Below are 17097 nucleotides of genomic sequence, written 5' to 3'. Positions count from 1 at the left end.
GCATGCTATATCGGCAGTTCGCCAACCGAATGAGTGATAACTTGGGCTCTGGGTTGCTGCTTCAGGCGGCGATCAGTGTTGTAGCACGGGTCTTGTCCGCTGGGGCCGGATTTGCCGCTAGTGTTGCGCTGGGGCGAAGCCTAGGTGCTGAGCAAAGCGGCTATTACTTCTTGGGGTTTACACTGATTACTATCCTTGCGGCGTTCTCCCGGTTGGGACTGGACAGTACGGTGATGCGCTATACTGCGCAAGCTCACCCCGACTATCCACGGCGCTTGGTGTGGGGCATTTTGCGCCGAGGGATGCTGTTGACCAGTGGTGGTGGAGTGCTGCTTAGTCTGGGGGTGTATATTCTCGCCCCGTGGCTTGCCACTAGGCTGTTTCACAAACCGGAATTAGCCGATGTTTTACGCTACATGTCGCCAAGCGTCATGCTGCTGGCTTGCTTTACTTTGGTGGCAATGAGCCTGCAGGGGCAACGGCGTACTGTGCGCTCAGTGTTTACCCTCAATATATCCATCAATCTGGGACTGATCTTGCTTTTGTGGCTACAAGGCGCTTCTTCGGCTAGTCAAGCCGCTTGGGCGTTCAGTCTTTCTGCTGCATTGACCTTGGTAAGTGGTTTGTGGCTTTGCCGAGGCCAGCCGTCGACTGAACTGCAATGTCCCTTGCCTAGCTGGTCACAGCTGTTTTCCAGCTGTCTTCCACTGTGGGTAGTGATGATCATGGGGCAATTGACCCAATGGGTGGGGCAGATCGCTGCGGGCGCCTATGTGAGTAGTAGTGAGGTGGCACTGCTGGCCGTGGCCCAGCGAACCGCAATGTTGACCAGTTTCATCCTGATCGCTGTCAATATGGTGGTCGCGCCCCGTTTCTCAGCACTCCACGCTAAGGGGGAAAGTCAGAAAATCCGCAGTCTGACCAGGTTATCTGTGCGCTGGATGTTGATCGTGGCCTTACCAGTATTTGCGGTGATGTTACTACTGCCTGAGCGACTGTTGAGTTTGTTTGGGCCAGAATTTAGCGCAGGTTACTGGTATCTGCGGATCCTTGCTGTTGGGCAACTGGTTAATGTGGCGACGGGATCGGTGGCTTACTTGTTGGCTATGTCCGGTAACGAACGAGACTTGAGAAATGCGGCGCTTTTCTCCGGTATGTTAGCTGTTGTTTTGGCGTGGTTTCTCACCCGGGGCTATGGGGCCATAGGAAGTGCAATCGCTACGGCAGTCGCGGTGGCATGTCAGAATTTGCTGGCAGTCTATTGGGTTAAGCGGCGGCTGGGTTTTAACACGCTGCTGTTTTGGCGGAGCTGAGTGAGGGCCTACAAATGGAGTTTGTGGACTTACATAGTCACGTGCTACCGGGCATTGATGATGGTGCTAAAGACCTGAAAGAAAGCTTGGCGATGCTAAAACTGGCGCAATCATCCGGGACCCAGCGAATCGTAGCTACGCCACATATGATGCCGGGAACCTATGATAATCAGTGGCGCGACATTATGCTTATAGCGACCAAGCTTAGGCATCATCTGTTAAGAAATGGCTTAACTATCCAGCTAGAGGTTGCCGCTGAGGTGCGGGCCTGCCCTGAACTCATCCATTGGCAGCAGCAGGGAGCGCTGCCACTATTTGGCAGCTATCAGGGGAAGTCATTATTGCTGCTGGAGCTTCCTTCTACGCATATCCCCCGGCAGCTTTGGAATCTACTTCAGTGGTTATTGGAGCAACAAGTGGTACCGATCCTGGCTCATCCTGAAAGAAACCGTGGTGTTTGGGCGGCACCACAGTGGGTTGAACAATGGAAGGCCAGAGGTGGGCTTGTACAGGTGACGGCGGGGTCATTTCTTGGAGGGTTCCGCAGTCCTGCTCAGGAGTTGGCGGAATACTATCTGAAGCGGCAATTGATCGATGCGATTGCCAGTGATTGCCATAACTTGCAACGCCGTAGCCCGGACTTGCGTGCGGCCCATCAGCGGGTTCAAGAGCTTAGTGGCTCATTAACCGCTGACTATCTGTTCTACCATCATCCCTTAGCATTGCTGTCGGGGGCCCGCTAATCCCAAGGCGAGCTATCGCCACACCGAGATTACTTGGGTTAGCGGACTAGAGCGCTAAAGATTTCAAGTACTCCCTAAACGCCGCACCGTGTTTGGGGTGGCGTAGCCCGTATTCGACATTGGCCTGCATGTAGCCGAGCTTGCCCCCGCAGTCGTGACTCTTACCGCGCATGGCATAGGCCTGCACGCTCTCTTTTTCCATCAAGCTGGCGATGGCATCGGTCAGTTGGATCTCGTCGCCGGCACCGGGTAGGGTGCGTGACAGCTCTTGCCAGATTGCCGCCGACAGCACATAGCGGCCCACTACCGCCAAGTTAGACGGTGCTTCTTCACGCTTAGGCTTCTCAACGGTAGTCACGATGTTGGCCGATTGGCCCGGGGTGATCTCGACGCCACCGATATCGACGATACCGAACTTGTCGATATCCTCATCGGCCACCGCATCCACCATGACCTGGCTGAGATTGCCCTCTTCGAAGTGGGCAATCATTTCGGCCAAGTTGTCTTTGCGCAGATCGCTGGCGGCGTCATCGATGATCACATCTGGTAGCAACACGGCAAACGGTTCTTCGCCAACCAGTGGCAGGGCACAAAGGATGGCATGGCCCAAGCCCTTGGCTACCCCTTGGCGCACTTGCATGATGGTGACGTCCTTGGGACAGATAGAGCGGATCTCATCGAGCAATTGACGCTTAACCCGTTTCTCCAAGGTCGCTTCCAGCTCAAAGCTGGTATCGAAGTGGTTTTCGATGGAGTTTTTACTGGAGTGAGTGACCAGCACAATCTCCTTGATGCCGGCTTCGATGGCTTCTTGAACCACATACTGAATCAACGGCTTATCGACGATTGGCAGCATCTCTTTGGGGATCGCCTTGGTGGCTGGCAGCATCCGTGTGCCAAGACCTGCGACAGGTAATACAGCTTTGCGTACAAGTTTGCCCATGGGGGAGTATCCATTGTCTAATTAACTGGCTGAGAATTTATCACGGAGAGATGAAGGAAAAAAGAAAAGGGTTTCTGGAATGCCGCCAAACCCCTGACTTGGCGGCAGTTATGCTTATTTTATGGTCAATACCTCGCGGTTATCCAAATAGATCTTCTCGCCGATACCCGGCACTAACACGATCTCTTCGATGGAGTTAAACCCGCCGTGCTGTTCCCGATAGGCGACGATCGCCTCGGATTTTTGCGGGCCAATGCCTTTCAACTCCACCAACTGTTCCACCGTTGCTGAGTTGATATCGACCACCTCCGGTGGCATAGATTCATTGGCGTAGACCTGAGTACTGAGAAGTAGTGCGGTTGCTATAGCAGTTAGTAGTTTTCTCATTTTTATATCCTCTGTTGACTTTACCGTCATTAACCAGCGTAGTCAGAAGATTTTAAAATGACAAAAATATTATTAGCGGTGTTTGAGGGAGGAGAAAGGCAGCGGCAGACCGGACAGCCTGCCGCTCGGCGTGGGTTAAGGCAGCACCTTTTTAAAGGGCTTAACGATAACCTTTTGATAAACACCGGCATCTACGTAAGGGTCGGCATCGGCCCAGCGCTGTGCCTCTTCCAAACTCTCAAACTCGGCGATAACGGTAGAGCCGGTAAATCCGGCCTCCGCTGGGTCTTCAGCATCAATGGCCGGGTTGGGGCCGGCGACCAACAAGCGGCCTTCGTCGCGCAAGGCTTCCAGACGCGCCAGGTGCGCTGGGCGGGCTTGTTTGCGCAGTGGCAGGCTGTTAGCGATGTCTTCTGAGTAGATCAGGTACCACATAATTAAACGTCCTTATTGTTTTCCAAAGTTTGTTCTTGCTGCTCTTTCGGCAGATGACGGTAGAGGTATAGCACCGAGGCAACGGTAAACAGCAGGGTTAGGCCGAGCAGGCCGAACACCTTAAAGTTCACCCATACCGCTTCTGAGAATTGAAAGGCGACCACCAGGTTGAGCATGCCACTGCCGACAAAGAACAGCGCCCAGGCGGCGTTGACGCGATTCCAGATCTTATCTGGCAGGGTCATCTCTTTGCCCAGCATCTTTTTGATGATGGGCTGTTTGAAGATAAGCTGGCTGCCAAGCAGAATCACACCAAACAGCCAGTTAATTACGGTTGGCTTCCACTTAATAAAGTTGTCGTCGCGCAACACTAAGGTGAGGCCACCAAAGAATACGATCAATACGAAGGAGATCAGGTGCATACGCTCGACTTTCTTGTGGCGTAGCCAGCTGTAGGCCAATAGCACGGCGGTTGCGACGATCAGCGCCAAGGTGGCCGCATAGATGTCGTAAAACTTGTAAGCGGCAAAGAAAATAATTAAGGGTATAAAGTCAAAAAACTGCTTCATGGTGGTTTAGCTTGGCCCCAAAAGGTTAGTGCAAGTGCCATGCACGCTAGCGTAAACCATGCCCGCTGGCAAGATAGTGGGTGTAGATCGGCTCTAAGAGAAGCAATCTGCTCCTAAGATAAGCAATCCGTATTCGATAAACGCTGCTCACGAATAACCTCGATGCTCCAAGGCTTGGTAAAGCCCACCAAGGACCAAATACTCGCCCTCTCCCTGAAGGACTCCGGGTAACAGCTCGGGAAAGTAGAGGATCTTGCTGGTGGGGACTTTGATTTCGAGAACCACATCGCCGAATAGCTCGCACAGATGGGGGTCATCGCTAAATGAGTTGAGGTTGTTCAGCAAGATGGGGCAAAGCGTATCGTGGTGATGGCTGGTCCGGTTGTAGGTTTCTATGCGATTGGTTCCGCGGAATAGCTGTCGGTGAAGCTGTCTGGGCCAACGCCGCGCCAGCTCAAACTGGCAATAGCTGTAGAGTACATCCAGCTGCGCTTCTAAGGCATTACTGTTGTAGAGGCCGCGTATGTAGTCAGTCTGATAGCCTTGGTAGTTTGGCGAGTCGCGATGGTCGAGCACGCCTCGGTGGCTCTGTGCCAGTAAGCCAAAGCGCGATTCAACCCAGCGTTTTAGCACCGCCGCTTCTATGCCATCGGGGTTAAACATCCAGCCACGGAGTAGCCGCAAATAATCAGCTTTGCCGCGCTTAACGCGCTGCTCATTAGGGTTGAATCCGGCTTCATCCAGGTGGTCGAGCAGAAAGGCGGAGCGCATATACTGGCGAAAGTGCAGGGCCCGCTCTTCGGCGTGGGGGAGCTGCTCGATGCTGCTAAACAACTCGCTATGCAACTCGGCAACGCCATCGATCTCAAGTAGTGTAGGGCTGTGTTGATAGGTGCAGCTTCCTAGAATGACCGCTGGCAGGTTGCAGCGATTCAGCGCGCTGTAGGCGAAGCGCGGCAGGCGATGACTAGTGGCACTGACTACAACATCTGAGACTTCACTCATGGCAACTCGCACACCCTCTTTGCTGTTATCAAAAAAGTTTTATCTCTCATGAGCTTGGCCTTATACCGAGGCCAGCTCTACAGGTATGATGTTTATACCAATCAGAACAAGTATCTGGTCATTCTTGCTGGTTAAAATCTTTGGTGACAGCGTCAGCGCTTTTGTAATTAGCCCACTAGTTACGGCAAGCCCTTCCTCGTCCTCAAAGATTTTCCCTGCGCAACACCTGAACATCTACTTATTCGGATTGGTACTAAATAATGGGTTCGCTCAATAAACAAGCAAGGCTAAATAGGACGTTACGCCAATGGGCAATCGAACACAACATTACCAAGGCTGTTTACTCGGCTTGGCGGCGGGAGATGCACTCGGCACCAGCTTAGAGTTTCAACCGCCCGGCAGTTTTACTCCACTGACCGATATGGTCGGTGGTGGCCCGTTTGGCTTAAAAGCGGGTCAGTGGACCGACGATACCTCGATGGCCTTGTGCCTGGCCCTGTCATTGCTGGAAAAGGACGGCTTTGACCCTAGCGACCAGATGCGCCGCTACAGTGATTGGCGCACCAAGGGCTATATGAGCAGTACCGGACGCTGTTTTGATATTGGCGTGACGGTATCGGAAGCGTTGAGCCGCTTTCAGCGTGAAGGGGAGCCCTTCGCGGGCTCCACCCACCCTTTGTCCGCCGGTAATGGCTCGCTGATGCGATTGGCCCCGGTGGTGATCTACTACCACCCCAACCTTGAGTGGCAGCTGCATTACTCAGGGGAGAGCTCGCGCACCACCCACGGAGCGAAAGAGTGTATCGATGCCTGTCGCTACTTTGCCGCGCTGCTGTATTGTGCTCTTAAGGGTGATGACAAGGCAGCGATTCTGAGCACCAGCCTCTACCAGCCTGAGTGTCGAAAGATAGCCCAGTTGCAACAGCAGCACTATCTGGAAAAAACCTACTCACAGCTGCGTGGTAGCGGCTACGTGGTCGAGTGCCTGGAGGCGGCGTTATGGTGCTTTGCCCATACCGAAAGCTTTGAGCAGGCGGTACTGGCGGCAGCGAACTTGGGCGATGATGCCGATACCACTGCGGCGGTCTGCGGCCAGCTGGCAGGCGCTTATTACGGGGTTGAGGCGATCCCACTGCGCTGGCGAGAAAAGCTGACTAAAGCGGCGGAGATCAGTGAAATCGCTGTGCAACTGGCAAAAAAAAGCCACCCAATCGAGGGTGGCTAACATATTCTTTTCGACAAACAGGGTCTATCAAAATAAAGAACAAGGGAGTCAGCAAGAAACTGACAAATGCAAACACAACATAGCAACCAGACTAACTAAATCCGATAGTTAGAAGAGGCCTGACCTCTTACCCTGATTGCGAGATGGATCGTAGAGCGATACTAGGCTTAGAACAATTGATAAATTATAATAGCCATGGATTAGAAAAATTTATAGGTTAAAGCTTTGTTATCATGGCTCGTAGACTCCCACCGTTAAACGCCCTCAAGGCATTTGAAGCCGCCGCTCGTCATCTTAGCTTCACCCGCGCCGCAGAAGAGTTATTTGTGACTCAAGCGGCTGTTAGCCACCAGATAAAAGCCTTGGAAGAGTTCCTTGGGCTTAAGTTATTCAAACGTAAAAATCGTGCACTTTTGCTCACCGAAGAGGGGCAAGGCTACTTTCTAGACATTAAAGATATCTTCATTTCTTTGACCGAGGCCACAGACCGCCTGCTGGCACGTGGCGCCAAGGGCACCATCACCGTGAGCTTGCAGCCGAGCTTTGCGATTCAGTGGTTGGTACCGCGCTTGGCGCAGTTCTCTGAGTTGCATCCGGATATCGACGTGCGAATCAAAGCGGTGGACATGTATGAAGGCTCGCTGACCGATGATGTGGATGTGGCCATCTACTACGGTTTGGGCAACTGGTCAGGGCTGCGCGCCGACAAGCTGCATACCGAATACCTGATCCCGGTGTGTTCGCCTAATTTGTTGTTGGGCGATAAAGGCCTGGCGTCGCCAGACGATCTGCAACATCACACCCTGCTGCACGACACCTCGCGTCGCGACTGGAAGGCTTGGTTTAAGCAAGTGGGTCTGCGCCAAATGAACGTGAACCATGGCCCTATCTTTTCCCACTCCACCATGGTGTTACAGGCCGCAGTGTATGGGCAAGGGGTGGCTCTGGGTCATAGCGTATTGGCCAAGCCAGAGATTGAAGCTGGTCGCTTGGTCTGTCCCTTCGATCAGGTATTGCTCAGCAAAAAGGCCTACTACATGGTATGTAAGCCTAGCCAGGCCGAGCTCGGCAAGATTGTCGCCTTCCGTGAGTGGATGATGTCGCTGGTGGAAAAAGAGCAGCAAGAGCTGGTGGTGGATAACCCGGTTATCCATGGCGCAGACTAATAGGGCATCGACTATGACAGCGAACATGGCACCGGGTTTGGCTTGGTATTGGCGAGTGGTGCTTGCGCTCAGTGGCGCACAAGCGGTGCTGATGGGCGCAGCGGCATCCCATGCACTGAGCGCTATACTCGATGAGCGAGCGTTGGGGCTGCTGGAGTTGGCGGTGCAGTTTCAGCTACTTCATTTGATCGCAGCCCTTGCAGTTATGCAGCGTTTTCCTCATAGTGCGCGGCTTTGGATTATCGGCGGCTGGCTGTTTGCCGGTGGTTTGTATATCAAAGCCTTTATTGGCGCGACGCCGCTTGGCCCGATCACCCCATTAGGTGGCATCACCATGGTGGCGGGCTGGCTGGCTTTGATGATACCTGCAAAGGCCACGCCCCCCCAGTGATCGATGAATAGGGCAATGAATAGAGCGATGAATAGCAACGACCATGAGTAACGAACTAGTACTATATTGCCGCGGTGGCTTTGAGAGTGACTGCGCCGCAGAGATCCAACATCGCGCCGCCGAGCTGGAGATCTTTGGTTTCGCCAAAGCCAAGGCCGATGCTGGCTATGTAGTGTTTCAATGCTATCAAGAAGGTGAAGCCCACAAGCTCTATCAGCTGCTGGACCTGCGTGAACTGGTGTTCACCCGCCACTGGTTTGTTGCCCTGGCAGAGCTGCAGCTAGATGCCGATGATCGCATTAAAGACATTATCGCCAGCGGCTCTGAGCTGCCGCGCTGTGGCAGCCTGCGCCTGGAATATCCCGATACCAATGATGGCAAGGCCTTATCTAGCTTCTGTAAGAAGTTTCAACGGCCACTGGCCAAGGCGCTGCAAAAGCAGGGCTGGCTGACCGAGAAGGAGCGCCCCAATCTGCCCATCCTGCAGCTGTTTTTTACCGACGGCACCCACGGCTGGATCGGTGTGGCTGAGCCCGCCAATGCCAGCCCTTGGCACAATGGTATTCTGCGTCTGCGTTTCCCCTCGCAAGCACCCAGCCGCTCCACCCTGAAACTAGACGAGGCCTTTTTGGTGTTGCTCAACGAGCAAGAGCAGCAAGACTATATCGAGAACGGCCAACACGCGGTCGACTTGGGCGCCTGTCCGGGCGGTTGGACCTACCAATTGGTGCGCCGCAATATGTTTGTGGCCTCGGTGGACAATGGCCCGATGGCGGAATCGCTGATGGAGACTGGCCAAGTCCGTCACTATCGCGAAGACGGCTTTAAGTTCCGCCCTGAGCGCAACAATATCAGCTGGCTGGTCTGCGACATGGTCGAGAAGCCAGCGCGCGTTACCGAGCTGATGCTGCGCTGGCTAACTGAGGGCTGGTGTAAGTACGCCATGTTCAACCTGAAACTTCCGATGAAAAAGCGCTTTGCTGAGGTTGAGCAAGACTTGCAGCGGCTAAAAGAAGGCTTGAGTGAGTTGGGAGATGACTTCGAGGTGCGCGCCAAGCAGCTCTACCACGACCGTGAAGAGATCACCGTGTTCGCTCGCTTAGGCCGACACCAGCGTCACTAAGCCACGCACACATCGGCTAGGCTCTGGGAGCCCTGCTCATAGAGTGGCACTGGTTGCGCCAAAAAAAGCGCAATACGCAGGGAGGCGTTTTATGCCGCGTCAGCTTTGGCTTATCCGCCATGCCAAATCCAGCTGGGACGATCTGTCGCTAGATGACCATCGGCGGCCCTTGACCCCGCGTGGCGTGAATGCCGCTAATAAGATGGCCCTGCGTCATCTGGTTGAGCTAAGTCAGGTGGAGCGCTGTTTTTGCTCTACCGCCACCCGCGCCAAACAGACACTGGCGCTATTCCAACAACAGGGCGCCTTGCTCGATAGCCAGTATCTGGACCCGCTATACACCTTCGATGATAAGGCACTGCTGCATGAGCTGCAGGCGATTCCCGACGCCTTAACTGAAATCGCCGTGCTTGGCCATAACCCGGCCATCCATGAGCTGGTTGAGTGGCTAACCGGCGAGGCTATAACCAAGCTACCCACCTGCGCAGTGATTAAGCTGGAGTGCGATATTGCGAGCTGGTCTGCGCTGAGTGCTGATTGTGCATATCTGGCGCTGTTCTCGGTGGTGCGGCGACCGCGCAGCTAGTCAGCCATTCGCCAAGTAGCCAAGCAAGTGAGTCGCTTATTGGTACTGAAATTGACTAAAACCTTGTTCCAGCTGGTGGTAGAGGATTTGGGTCCATTCTGGTAGATGCTCTGCACTCGGTAGTAAAGGCCTAATGCGCGGGTCATGTGGTGCAATCATGATCTGACTGTTCTCGAGTCCCACCCGTTCCACCAACACAAACAGATCCTCAATCACCTGATCGCCCATCGCCAGACAGCCCACCGAGTCGGCTTTACCGTGAATAAAGATATTCGAGCCGGGGCGATGGCGACCCTCTTCGGCGGCCCGCTCTCTGTCGAAGCTGTTGGGGTAGTCGATGCGGATCGACAGATGAAAGGCGCTGTTAGGGTTGAGATGGGTTAGCCGGTAGATCCCCTCGGGCACTTGCCGGTCACCTTCGCGAAGCTTGGGGCCCGCTTCGCCGCTGGCGTGCAAGATCAGATAGCGATGAACGAAGCGATAGCCGCTGCCGTCATCGGCCCACAGCTCTAGTCGGTTGGAGTCTTTGCTGGCCAAAAAGGTGATGCGCTCTGGAGGGTAGTCCACCCGCGCTGCGACGAACAGCGGCATTAAGCGCTGCAGGCTTTGGTTGTGGATCTGCTTGATAACCTGCTGGGTCGTCATAAAGGTCTGGCTATGGGCGATGGGTATAAGCACCAACCATAATCCAACAACAAAAAACAAACGCCGTGTCATTCCTTTTCCTCCCAGCTAGAGGCTGAGTGTAAGCTGCCTCACGTCTAAGGAAAAGCTCATTCGCTCAATTATTGTACCTGTTCTAGGTTTAGTTCTGGTACACATGGGGAGCTGAAATGCTGGCAGGTAGTTTTCTACGATTCGGGCTTGCTGTCATGCTGGTCTGTACGCTGGGTGTCGGCAATCATGGCCGGGCTACCACCCTCGAACAGCTGAATTTTGTTACCGAGGAGCTCTACCCCTATAACTTCACGTCAGCGGGCAGGCCTACCGGGATGAGTGTCGAGCTGCTACAGCTGGTATTTGAGGAGTTGGGGAGCCCGACTCCTGAGGTTACCGTTCTGCCTTGGAATCGCGCCTACCGTATGGCGCAGCAGGTCGCCGGCACCGCGCTGTTTTCAGTGGTTCAGACTGAAGGGCGAATGCCGCTATTTCACTGGGCTTGTCCGATCCGCAAGGTAAGCGCGCACCTGTTTAGCCACCCCGATCGGCCGCTCGATCTTACTCACGTAGAACAGTTGTCCGCTTATCGAATCGGCGCTATCCGTAATACCGCGAGTGATCACTATATTAGCCACCACCAGTTAACCGATAAGCTCCATCCATTGGGAAGTGTCGAGCAGATGTTGGAGCTGTTGGAGAGAGGGCGCTTGGACCTGATCGCATTGATTTGGGATGAAGTCGAGGACGTGCCCGTCCATCTGGTCGACAGCTATCAGCTGTTTCAAAAAGAACTGTGCTTTGCCTTTCATTTGGCGACCCCCCAACAAGAAGTTGAGCGTTTTCAGCAAGCTCTTGATGCCTTGATTCGCTCAGGCAAGTACCGGGAGCTGCTGGCCGAGTACTTCTGATTTACCGGGCAAGGAGCCGTTGCTCACCGTTCAGCGCAACGAGAGGCTCTCAACTTTAGTCTAAGAGGCATTACTAAGTGCTTGAGAAGGCGCACTTTACTGCTAGGCTCAATTGTTAATAAATGGTTAATACCGCAAGGAGCTATACCCATGGGGAAGTGGATTAAATCGGCACTACTGAGTTTGGCAATGCTAACCACGGCGAGTCACGCCGATGTAGGCACTAACTATCTATTGGCGACTGCCAGCACCGGTGGCACCTATTACCCGGTGGGGGTGGCCCTGGCAACCCTTACCAAAGTGAAGATCCAGCCCAAGCATGGGGTGAGTATCTCTGCGATTAACTCGGCGGGCTCTGCGGAGAACGTTAAGCTGTTGCGTGAACAAGAGGCCCAATTTGCCATCTTGCAAGGGCTATATGGCGCTTATGCGGTAGAAGGTAGCGGCCCGCTGGAGAGTGAAGGCGAGCAGCAATACCTGCGCTCCATCACCATGCTCTGGCAAAACGTCGAGCAGTTCATCGTGAAAAAAGAACACGCCAAGCAGGGCGATCTGAGTGACCTGCAAGCCTTAGTCGGCGAGAAGATGGCTCTGGGCAAAAAGAACTCCGGCACCATTGGTTCTAACCGCTTCTTATTGGGCAATCTGGGCATCAATATCGATGAGCAGATGGACCTGTTCTCAGCCGGTTATGGCCCCTCAGCCGAGGCCTTGCAAAATGGCCAAGTGGAAGGGGTGAACACCCCGGCAGGCGTGCCAACCGGTGCGGTCACCAAGCTGTTTGCCGCCGCTGCCGATGATATCCAGCCACTGACAGTGACCGACGCGCAGGTTGCCGAGGTGAACGGCGGTATGAGCCTATGGACCCGCTATCTGATCCCTGCCAACACCTATCCCGGCCAAAGTGAAGACTGGCCGACCATTGCCCAGCCTAACTTCTTGGCGGTGCATCAGGATGTGGATGAAGAGTTCGTCTACCTGCTCACCAAAACCATCTACGAAAACCTAGGCTTCCTGCAAGCCATCCACAAAGCCACCAATGCCATGGCGCTGGAAAAAGCGCTGGCCGGTCTGCCTGCACCGCTGCACCCGGGGGCCGCACGCTACTACCGTGAAGCCGGGCTGACCATTCCGGACAACTTGGTTGCCCAGTAGTGCTGGAAGGCTCTAGTTTGCTGAGAAGTGGTAAATAGGCTGTTGTTGATGAGGAGCTGCGTTTGGCAGTACAGGGAATGACCGGGCAGTGGAACGCCGTTCCACATAGCATCGAAGACGAAATCGATCAGGTGCGCAGTTCGCGCCTGATTTTGTTTTTAGGGGTAATCGTCAGCATTGCCCACCTTTACTTCAATATCTTCGCCGATGTGGCGGTGTTGCACCAAAACATCCTGCACTTTGCCGGCTTTGTGGTGCTCGGCGGTTTGGTGTTCGCCGCTAGCGGGCGATTCAGCACGGTCGCAGTGGGCCTGTGGGCCCTGCTGGTTGCGAGTTCTGCGGTGTTTATGCTGTTCTCGGAAGACGCCATCTATCAGCGAGGCTTACGGCTGACTCAGGCGGAGTATCTGGCGTCGATAGTGATCATCCTCGGCGCTATCGATATGACCCGGCGAGCCACCGGTTGGGTTATTCCAATCTTGATTATCACCGCGCTGAGCTATGTCTCCTGGTGGGGACAGTTTGTGCCCGGGGTATTCCAGTTTAAGGGGCTGAGCGTTGAAACGGTGCTGTTTCGCAGCCTGTTTGGCGATGATGCGCTATTCGGCAACATCGCCCGGATCTCCGCCAGCTTTGTGTTTATGTTCATCCTGTTTGGTGCGTTCTTGCTGCGCTCCGGGGCTGGGGATTTCGTGATCCAGCTATCCCAGCGGATCGCCAGTCGCTTAATCGGTGGGCCGGGCATTGTGGCAATTATCGCCTCCGGATTAACCGGTACTATCTCCGGTAGCGCGGTGGCCAATACCGCCTCCACCGGGGTGGTGACCATTCCACTGATGAAGAACGCTGGCTTTAGCCCGCGCTTTGCTGCAGCGGTGGAAGCGGCGGCATCGACTGGTGGGCAGATTGTTCCACCAATCATGGGGGCGGGCGCCTTTGTGATGGCCAGCTATACCCAGATCCCCTATGGCACCATTGTGGTGGTCAGTATCCTGCCCGCGATTCTCTATTTCGCATCGCTGTTTTTCTATGTGCGCACCGAGGCCTTCCGCATTGGCATGACCAAGCCGGATATCGACTTGCCACCTTTGCTGCCGCTGCTGCTCAAAGAGGGGCTGTCGTTTATCGTGCCGGTGAGCCTGCTAATTGGCCTGCTGGTGTCTGGCTTCACCCCGACCTATGCCGCGGTGATTGCGATCATCGCGGTGATTGTCTGCTCGTGGTTTACGCCCACCAAGCTCGGGGTCAGAGGCATTGCCGATGCCTTGGCGCTGGGCGCGCGTAATATGGTGGTAACTGCGATCTTGCTGTGCTCGGTGGGGCTGATTGTTAACGTGATCGTCACCGCCGGGATTGGCAATACCTTCTCGTTGATGATTACCGAGTGGGCCAACGGCAGCCTACTGATCGCCATCTTACTGGTGGCGGTGGCCTCGCTGATCTTGGGAATGGGGCTACCGGTGACCGCGTCATATATCGTGTTAGCTACACTGTCAGCCCCGGCGCTGGTTCAGTTGATGGCTAACGCCGAGCTGGTGCTGGCTTTAAGCTCGGGCACCGTGGGCAGTGAGGTGCAAGCGATACTAATGCTAGCCGGTGTCGCGCCCGGCGATGCGGCCTTAACGGTGACTCAAGCCGCTGAGCTGGTCACCAAGCTGCCAGAAGAGATGCTAACCTTGCTGCGGCCGATGCTGGTGGATGAGAGCCAGCTGGCGGTGCTGCTGCTCGCGGCGCACCTGATTATCTTCTGGCTCTCGCAAGACTCGAACGTGACTCCGCCGGTGTGCCTGTGCACCTTCACCGCGGCAGCGATTGCCAAATCGCCACCGATGGCCACCGGCTTTACCTCTTGGAAAGTGGCTAAGGGGCTATACATCGTGCCGCTACTGATTGCCTTTACCCCCTTGGTGCACCAAAACTGGTGGGCGGCCTTTGAGGTGTTCGCCTTTGCACTGCCCGGCCTGTACGCCTTTACCCTAGCGGTGCAAGGCTGGCACACCCGCGCACTCTCGCCTTTACAAAGGGTGTTGATTGCACTTTCCTGCGTTGCATTGCTATGGCCATTGGCATGGCCGTGGAAGTTGGCGGCACTCGTCCTTATGTTACTGAGTTTAAAGCTTTTCAACAGTGGGGGAGGAAAGGCGAGAACGCTCACAGAATCTTGAATCCACAGGTGCCTATCGGCGCCAGCTCTGGAACACTAGCCTAGCGATAGGGCGGATTTATATTCGCCCTAACACTACATACAAAAGGGAAGTGATCCATGACTACGTTCAATTGGGGAATCATCGCGCCGGGGCGCATCGCCCGCAGCTTTGCTGAAGGGCTAAGAGTTGTTGAGGGGGCCACGCTGCTTGGCGTTGCCAGCTCGAATGTGCAACGTGCCACTGCCTTTGCCAAGGAGTATGGCGCAGAGCGCACTTACGATAGTTATCAAGCGATGGCCCAAGACCCGGATATCGACGCCATCTATATTGCCAATCCCCACCGCTTCCACTTTGAGACCGCTGAGCTTTGCCTAAAAGCCGGTAAGCCGGTGTTGTGTGAAAAACCGCTTACTGTCTCAGCTGGCCAAACCGAAGCGCTGATCGCCTTGGCGCGTGAGCACAAGGTGTTCTTGATGGAAGCGCTGTGGTCGCGCTTTCTGCCGGTATGGCAACAGGTTAAGCGTTGGCTGGATGAGGGAGTGATCGGCGAGGTGTCGATGATTCAATCCAGCTTTGGCTTCGATGTGCCGCGCGACCCAGGTGACCGTATGCTAAATCGCGATCTGGCCGGTGGCGTGTTGCTGGATATGGGAGTATACAACGTTGCCCTGTCCCAGTTTGTGATGGGGCGTGACCCAGAGTCGATCAGTGTTGATGGCATTGTGGGTGAGACCGGGGTGGATGAGCAAACCTCGATGACCCTGAACTATGGTGGCCCGGTTAGCCAGTTCACCTGCAGTTTTCAGGTCAAGCTGAACAACGACATGATCATCTACGGTAGCAAGGGCAAGATCACCGTCCACGATATGTTCTGGAGCTGCCATAGCGCCACACTAAGCCTGCTTAACGGCGAGCAACAGCAGTTTGATGGCCCCTTCCAAAGCTCCGGTTTTGAATACCAGGCCATGGAAGTGATGCGCTGTCTTAAAGAAGGCAAGCTACAGTCCGACACCATCCCTTGGCTGGATACGCTTGGCAATATGCGGGTGATGGAGCAGGCGCTCAACAAGCTGGGCGTACATTACCCCTTCCTCGACAACTAAGCATACCCACTCTGCGCTGCAGCCTAATAGTGTTGCAGCGCGTTCTTCAGGCTTGCTCATCTATGAAATTTATAGAGTCGGTTTCGTGATCGAATAAATAGATTTGGAATCGGTTCCGTTTTTGCTGTTTGGCCCTTGTTGCCGAGCGATGGACACGCCAAGCTTCAGTCATTACTGGTGAGTAGTGGTAGGTAGTAGTGGCAGATAGCAATGGCAACCATTAAAGATGTAGCGAAGTTGGCTCAGGTGGGAGTAGGGACGGTATCTCGCTACCTTTCAGGCCGCGGTGGGGTGTCGGAGAAATCCGAGCTAAAGGTGCGCGAGGCGATGCGCCAACTTAACTATCGGCCCAATAGCCTGGCGCGGGCGCTCTCTACGCAACGCTCCAACCTGATTGGCTTGTGGCTGCCGTCACTGTCGGGGCCGTTTTATCAGCAGCTGATAGAAGTTATCGAGTATGAGCTGCGTCAATATGGCAAGCATCTTATCCTCGCCAACGTGGGTGGGGCGTGCTGCCGAGAGGTATACCGCCGCCACCTTGAAGACCTTATCCACCGCGATTGCGACGGCATCCTGATGGCCTGCCCGGAGCTGCTGGTGGATGACATGCTGCAAACGCAGCAGCCTAGCCCGCCTTTGGTACTGATTAACCATGCCTCGGATCGCGGCGCTAATCACTCATTTAGTGTTGATCACTATGCTGGGGGGCGCATTGCCGCCCAGAGCCTGCTCGCTGCGGGGCATCAGCGGATTGCCTGTATCAGCGGCCGCTTGAGTGCCCAGGATGCCCAGCTGCGCCAACGCGGCTTTCTTGACGAGCTGGCCCGCCAAGGGCAGCCAATCGACCCTGAGCTGCTCATCGACGGGCGTTATGACTTTGCTGGGGGGCGTTTGGCCGTGCAGCACTTGTTAAGCAAAGGCCGCCACTTCGATGCGCTGTTCTGCGGCAACGACAAAGTCGCCTTGGTGGCGCTGTCGGAGCTACAGGCGCGAGGGCTACGCATTCCTGAGGATGTGGCAGTGCTTGGCTACGATAATGTGGATTTCGCCGCAGTTTCCTCGCCGCCGCTAAGCACCATTGCCATCCCCATAGAACAGATGGCCTTGGCTGCCAGCAGGCAGGTGCTCAATTTGGCCTATCAGTTAGAGCTGCCGATCCCTGAGCTAGCGCCGCCGCGTTATGTGGCGCGCCAGAGTACCCGCCCAGCTACGGACACCGTTACAGACAACTAAGACCT

At 54.9% G+C, this 17097-nt stretch carries 18 protein-coding genes; 12 read left to right on the top strand and 6 right to left on the bottom strand.

Annotated elements, in window-relative coordinates:
* The first annotated feature begins 2 nt into the window (after positions 1-2).
* Both G461_RS0104715 and G461_RS0104710 read left to right on the top strand, forming a co-directional pair.
* Positions 3-1313, top strand: coding sequence for an oligosaccharide flippase family protein (locus tag G461_RS0104715; protein ID WP_026970989.1), 1311 nt, complete (start codon positions 3-5; stop codon positions 1311-1313).
* 23 nt (positions 1314-1336) lie between these two features.
* On the top strand, positions 1337-2056 hold the full coding sequence (locus G461_RS0104710) for a tyrosine-protein phosphatase (RefSeq protein ID WP_157360238.1): 720 nt from the start codon (positions 1337-1339) through the stop codon (positions 2054-2056).
* Positions 2057-2102: 46 nt separating this feature from the next.
* Here G461_RS0104710 and galU read toward each other — a convergent pair whose 3' ends face one another.
* The 5 genes from galU to G461_RS0104685 all read right to left on the bottom strand — a co-directional run bounded on the left by galU (position 2103) and on the right by G461_RS0104685 (position 5395).
* A complete protein-coding gene (gene galU / locus G461_RS0104705; protein WP_026970987.1) occupies positions 2103-2999 on the bottom strand; it encodes a UTP--glucose-1-phosphate uridylyltransferase GalU in 897 nt (298 codons plus the stop codon).
* Positions 3000-3113: 114 nt separating this feature from the next.
* Positions 3114-3386 (bottom strand): ComEA family DNA-binding protein, encoded by a 273-nt coding sequence (locus tag G461_RS23280; protein ID WP_211236248.1) that lies wholly within the window; start codon positions 3384-3386, stop codon positions 3114-3116.
* 135 nt (positions 3387-3521) lie between these two features.
* Positions 3522-3821, bottom strand: a complete 300-nt coding sequence (locus tag G461_RS0104695) for a YciI family protein (RefSeq protein WP_026970986.1) — start codon at positions 3819-3821, stop codon at positions 3522-3524.
* A gap of 2 nt (positions 3822-3823) precedes the next feature.
* Positions 3824-4390 carry a septation protein A gene (locus tag G461_RS0104690; protein WP_026970985.1) on the bottom strand — a complete coding sequence of 189 codons (567 nt, stop codon included), beginning with the start codon at positions 4388-4390 and terminating at the stop codon, positions 3824-3826.
* 147 nt (positions 4391-4537) lie between these two features.
* Positions 4538-5395, bottom strand: coding sequence for an NAD(+)--dinitrogen-reductase ADP-D-ribosyltransferase (locus G461_RS0104685; protein WP_051333357.1), 858 nt, complete (start codon positions 5393-5395; stop codon positions 4538-4540).
* A 307-nt stretch (positions 5396-5702) separates the two neighbouring features.
* Here G461_RS0104685 and G461_RS0104675 point away from each other — a divergent pair, with 307 nt between their 5' ends.
* The 5 genes from G461_RS0104675 (at position 5703) to G461_RS0104655 (ending at position 9886) form a co-directional block, all read left to right on the top strand.
* Positions 5703-6620: an ADP-ribosylglycohydrolase family protein gene (locus G461_RS0104675; protein WP_026970983.1), complete on the top strand. Its 918-nt coding sequence runs from the start codon at positions 5703-5705 to the stop codon at positions 6618-6620.
* Between the two features lie 233 nt (positions 6621-6853).
* A complete protein-coding gene (locus G461_RS0104670) occupies positions 6854-7786 on the top strand; it encodes a transcriptional regulator GcvA (RefSeq protein ID WP_026958933.1) in 933 nt (310 codons plus the stop codon).
* Between the two features lie 13 nt (positions 7787-7799).
* The gene (locus G461_RS0104665) at positions 7800-8177 is read left to right on the top strand and encodes a DUF423 domain-containing protein (protein WP_051333356.1); all 378 of its coding nucleotides are present in this window, start codon (positions 7800-7802) and stop codon (positions 8175-8177) included.
* Positions 8178-8220: 43 nt separating this feature from the next.
* A complete protein-coding gene (gene rlmM / locus G461_RS0104660) occupies positions 8221-9300 on the top strand; it encodes a 23S rRNA (cytidine(2498)-2'-O)-methyltransferase RlmM (RefSeq protein WP_035479367.1) in 1080 nt (359 codons plus the stop codon).
* Between the two features lie 91 nt (positions 9301-9391).
* Positions 9392-9886, top strand: coding sequence for a SixA phosphatase family protein (locus G461_RS0104655; protein ID WP_026970980.1), 495 nt, complete (start codon positions 9392-9394; stop codon positions 9884-9886).
* Positions 9887-9922: 36 nt separating this feature from the next.
* Here G461_RS0104655 and G461_RS23275 read toward each other — a convergent pair whose 3' ends face one another.
* Positions 9923-10603 carry a L,D-transpeptidase family protein gene (locus G461_RS23275; RefSeq protein WP_245587151.1) on the bottom strand — a complete coding sequence of 227 codons (681 nt, stop codon included), beginning with the start codon at positions 10601-10603 and terminating at the stop codon, positions 9923-9925.
* A 155-nt stretch (positions 10604-10758) separates the two neighbouring features.
* On the opposite strand from G461_RS23275, the gene G461_RS0104645 reads away from it, so the two are divergent.
* The 5 genes from G461_RS0104645 (at position 10759) to G461_RS0104625 (ending at position 17092) form a co-directional block, all read left to right on the top strand.
* Positions 10759-11454 (top strand): substrate-binding periplasmic protein, encoded by a 696-nt coding sequence (locus tag G461_RS0104645; RefSeq protein WP_169727227.1) that lies wholly within the window; start codon positions 10759-10761, stop codon positions 11452-11454.
* 150 nt (positions 11455-11604) lie between these two features.
* Positions 11605-12609 carry a TAXI family TRAP transporter solute-binding subunit gene (locus G461_RS0104640; protein ID WP_026970978.1) on the top strand — a complete coding sequence of 335 codons (1005 nt, stop codon included), beginning with the start codon at positions 11605-11607 and terminating at the stop codon, positions 12607-12609.
* 62 nt (positions 12610-12671) lie between these two features.
* Positions 12672-14774 carry a TRAP transporter permease gene (locus G461_RS0104635; RefSeq protein ID WP_245587150.1) on the top strand — a complete coding sequence of 701 codons (2103 nt, stop codon included), beginning with the start codon at positions 12672-12674 and terminating at the stop codon, positions 14772-14774.
* A 98-nt stretch (positions 14775-14872) separates the two neighbouring features.
* A complete protein-coding gene (locus tag G461_RS0104630) occupies positions 14873-15859 on the top strand; it encodes a Gfo/Idh/MocA family protein (RefSeq protein WP_026970976.1) in 987 nt (328 codons plus the stop codon).
* Between the two features lie 210 nt (positions 15860-16069).
* The gene (locus tag G461_RS0104625) at positions 16070-17092 is read left to right on the top strand and encodes a LacI family DNA-binding transcriptional regulator (RefSeq protein ID WP_026970975.1); all 1023 of its coding nucleotides are present in this window, start codon (positions 16070-16072) and stop codon (positions 17090-17092) included.
* Positions 17093-17097: the final 5 nt, after the last annotated feature.

This window comes from Aliagarivorans marinus DSM 23064, assembly GCF_000429485.1.
Lineage (GTDB): Bacteria > Pseudomonadota > Gammaproteobacteria > Enterobacterales > Celerinatantimonadaceae > Aliagarivorans > Aliagarivorans marinus.
This window is presented reverse-complemented; position numbering and strand designations above follow the sequence as displayed.

What these genes read in the sequence shown, in the direction of transcription:
- G461_RS0104715 (WP_026970989.1), top strand. Translation starts at nt 3, where the DNA reads ATGCTATATCGGCAGTTCGCCAACCGAATGAGTGATAACTTGGGCTCT.
- G461_RS0104670 (WP_026958933.1), top strand. Translation starts at nt 6,854, where the DNA reads ATGGCTCGTAGACTCCCACCGTTAAACGCCCTCAAGGCATTTGAAGCC.
- G461_RS0104655 (WP_026970980.1), top strand. Translation starts at nt 9,392, where the DNA reads ATGCCGCGTCAGCTTTGGCTTATCCGCCATGCCAAATCCAGCTGGGAC.
- G461_RS0104685 (WP_051333357.1), bottom strand. Translation starts at nt 5,395, where the DNA reads ATGAGTGAAGTCTCAGATGTTGTAGTCAGTGCCACTAGTCATCGCCTG.
- G461_RS0104695 (WP_026970986.1), bottom strand. Translation starts at nt 3,821, where the DNA reads ATGTGGTACCTGATCTACTCAGAAGACATCGCTAACAGCCTGCCACTG.
- rlmM (WP_035479367.1), top strand. Translation starts at nt 8,221, where the DNA reads ATGAGTAACGAACTAGTACTATATTGCCGCGGTGGCTTTGAGAGTGAC.
- G461_RS0104675 (WP_026970983.1), top strand. Translation starts at nt 5,703, where the DNA reads ATGGGCAATCGAACACAACATTACCAAGGCTGTTTACTCGGCTTGGCG.
- G461_RS0104665 (WP_051333356.1), top strand. Translation starts at nt 7,800, where the DNA reads ATGACAGCGAACATGGCACCGGGTTTGGCTTGGTATTGGCGAGTGGTG.
- G461_RS0104625 (WP_026970975.1), top strand. Translation starts at nt 16,070, where the DNA reads ATGGCAACCATTAAAGATGTAGCGAAGTTGGCTCAGGTGGGAGTAGGG.
- G461_RS0104690 (WP_026970985.1), bottom strand. Translation starts at nt 4,390, where the DNA reads ATGAAGCAGTTTTTTGACTTTATACCCTTAATTATTTTCTTTGCCGCT.
- G461_RS23280 (WP_211236248.1), bottom strand. Translation starts at nt 3,386, where the DNA reads ATGAGAAAACTACTAACTGCTATAGCAACCGCACTACTTCTCAGTACT.
- G461_RS0104630 (WP_026970976.1), top strand. Translation starts at nt 14,873, where the DNA reads ATGACTACGTTCAATTGGGGAATCATCGCGCCGGGGCGCATCGCCCGC.
- galU (WP_026970987.1), bottom strand. Translation starts at nt 2,999, where the DNA reads ATGGGCAAACTTGTACGCAAAGCTGTATTACCTGTCGCAGGTCTTGGC.
- G461_RS0104640 (WP_026970978.1), top strand. Translation starts at nt 11,605, where the DNA reads ATGGGGAAGTGGATTAAATCGGCACTACTGAGTTTGGCAATGCTAACC.
- G461_RS0104645 (WP_169727227.1), top strand. Translation starts at nt 10,759, where the DNA reads ATGCTGGTCTGTACGCTGGGTGTCGGCAATCATGGCCGGGCTACCACC.
- G461_RS23275 (WP_245587151.1), bottom strand. Translation starts at nt 10,603, where the DNA reads ATGACACGGCGTTTGTTTTTTGTTGTTGGATTATGGTTGGTGCTTATA.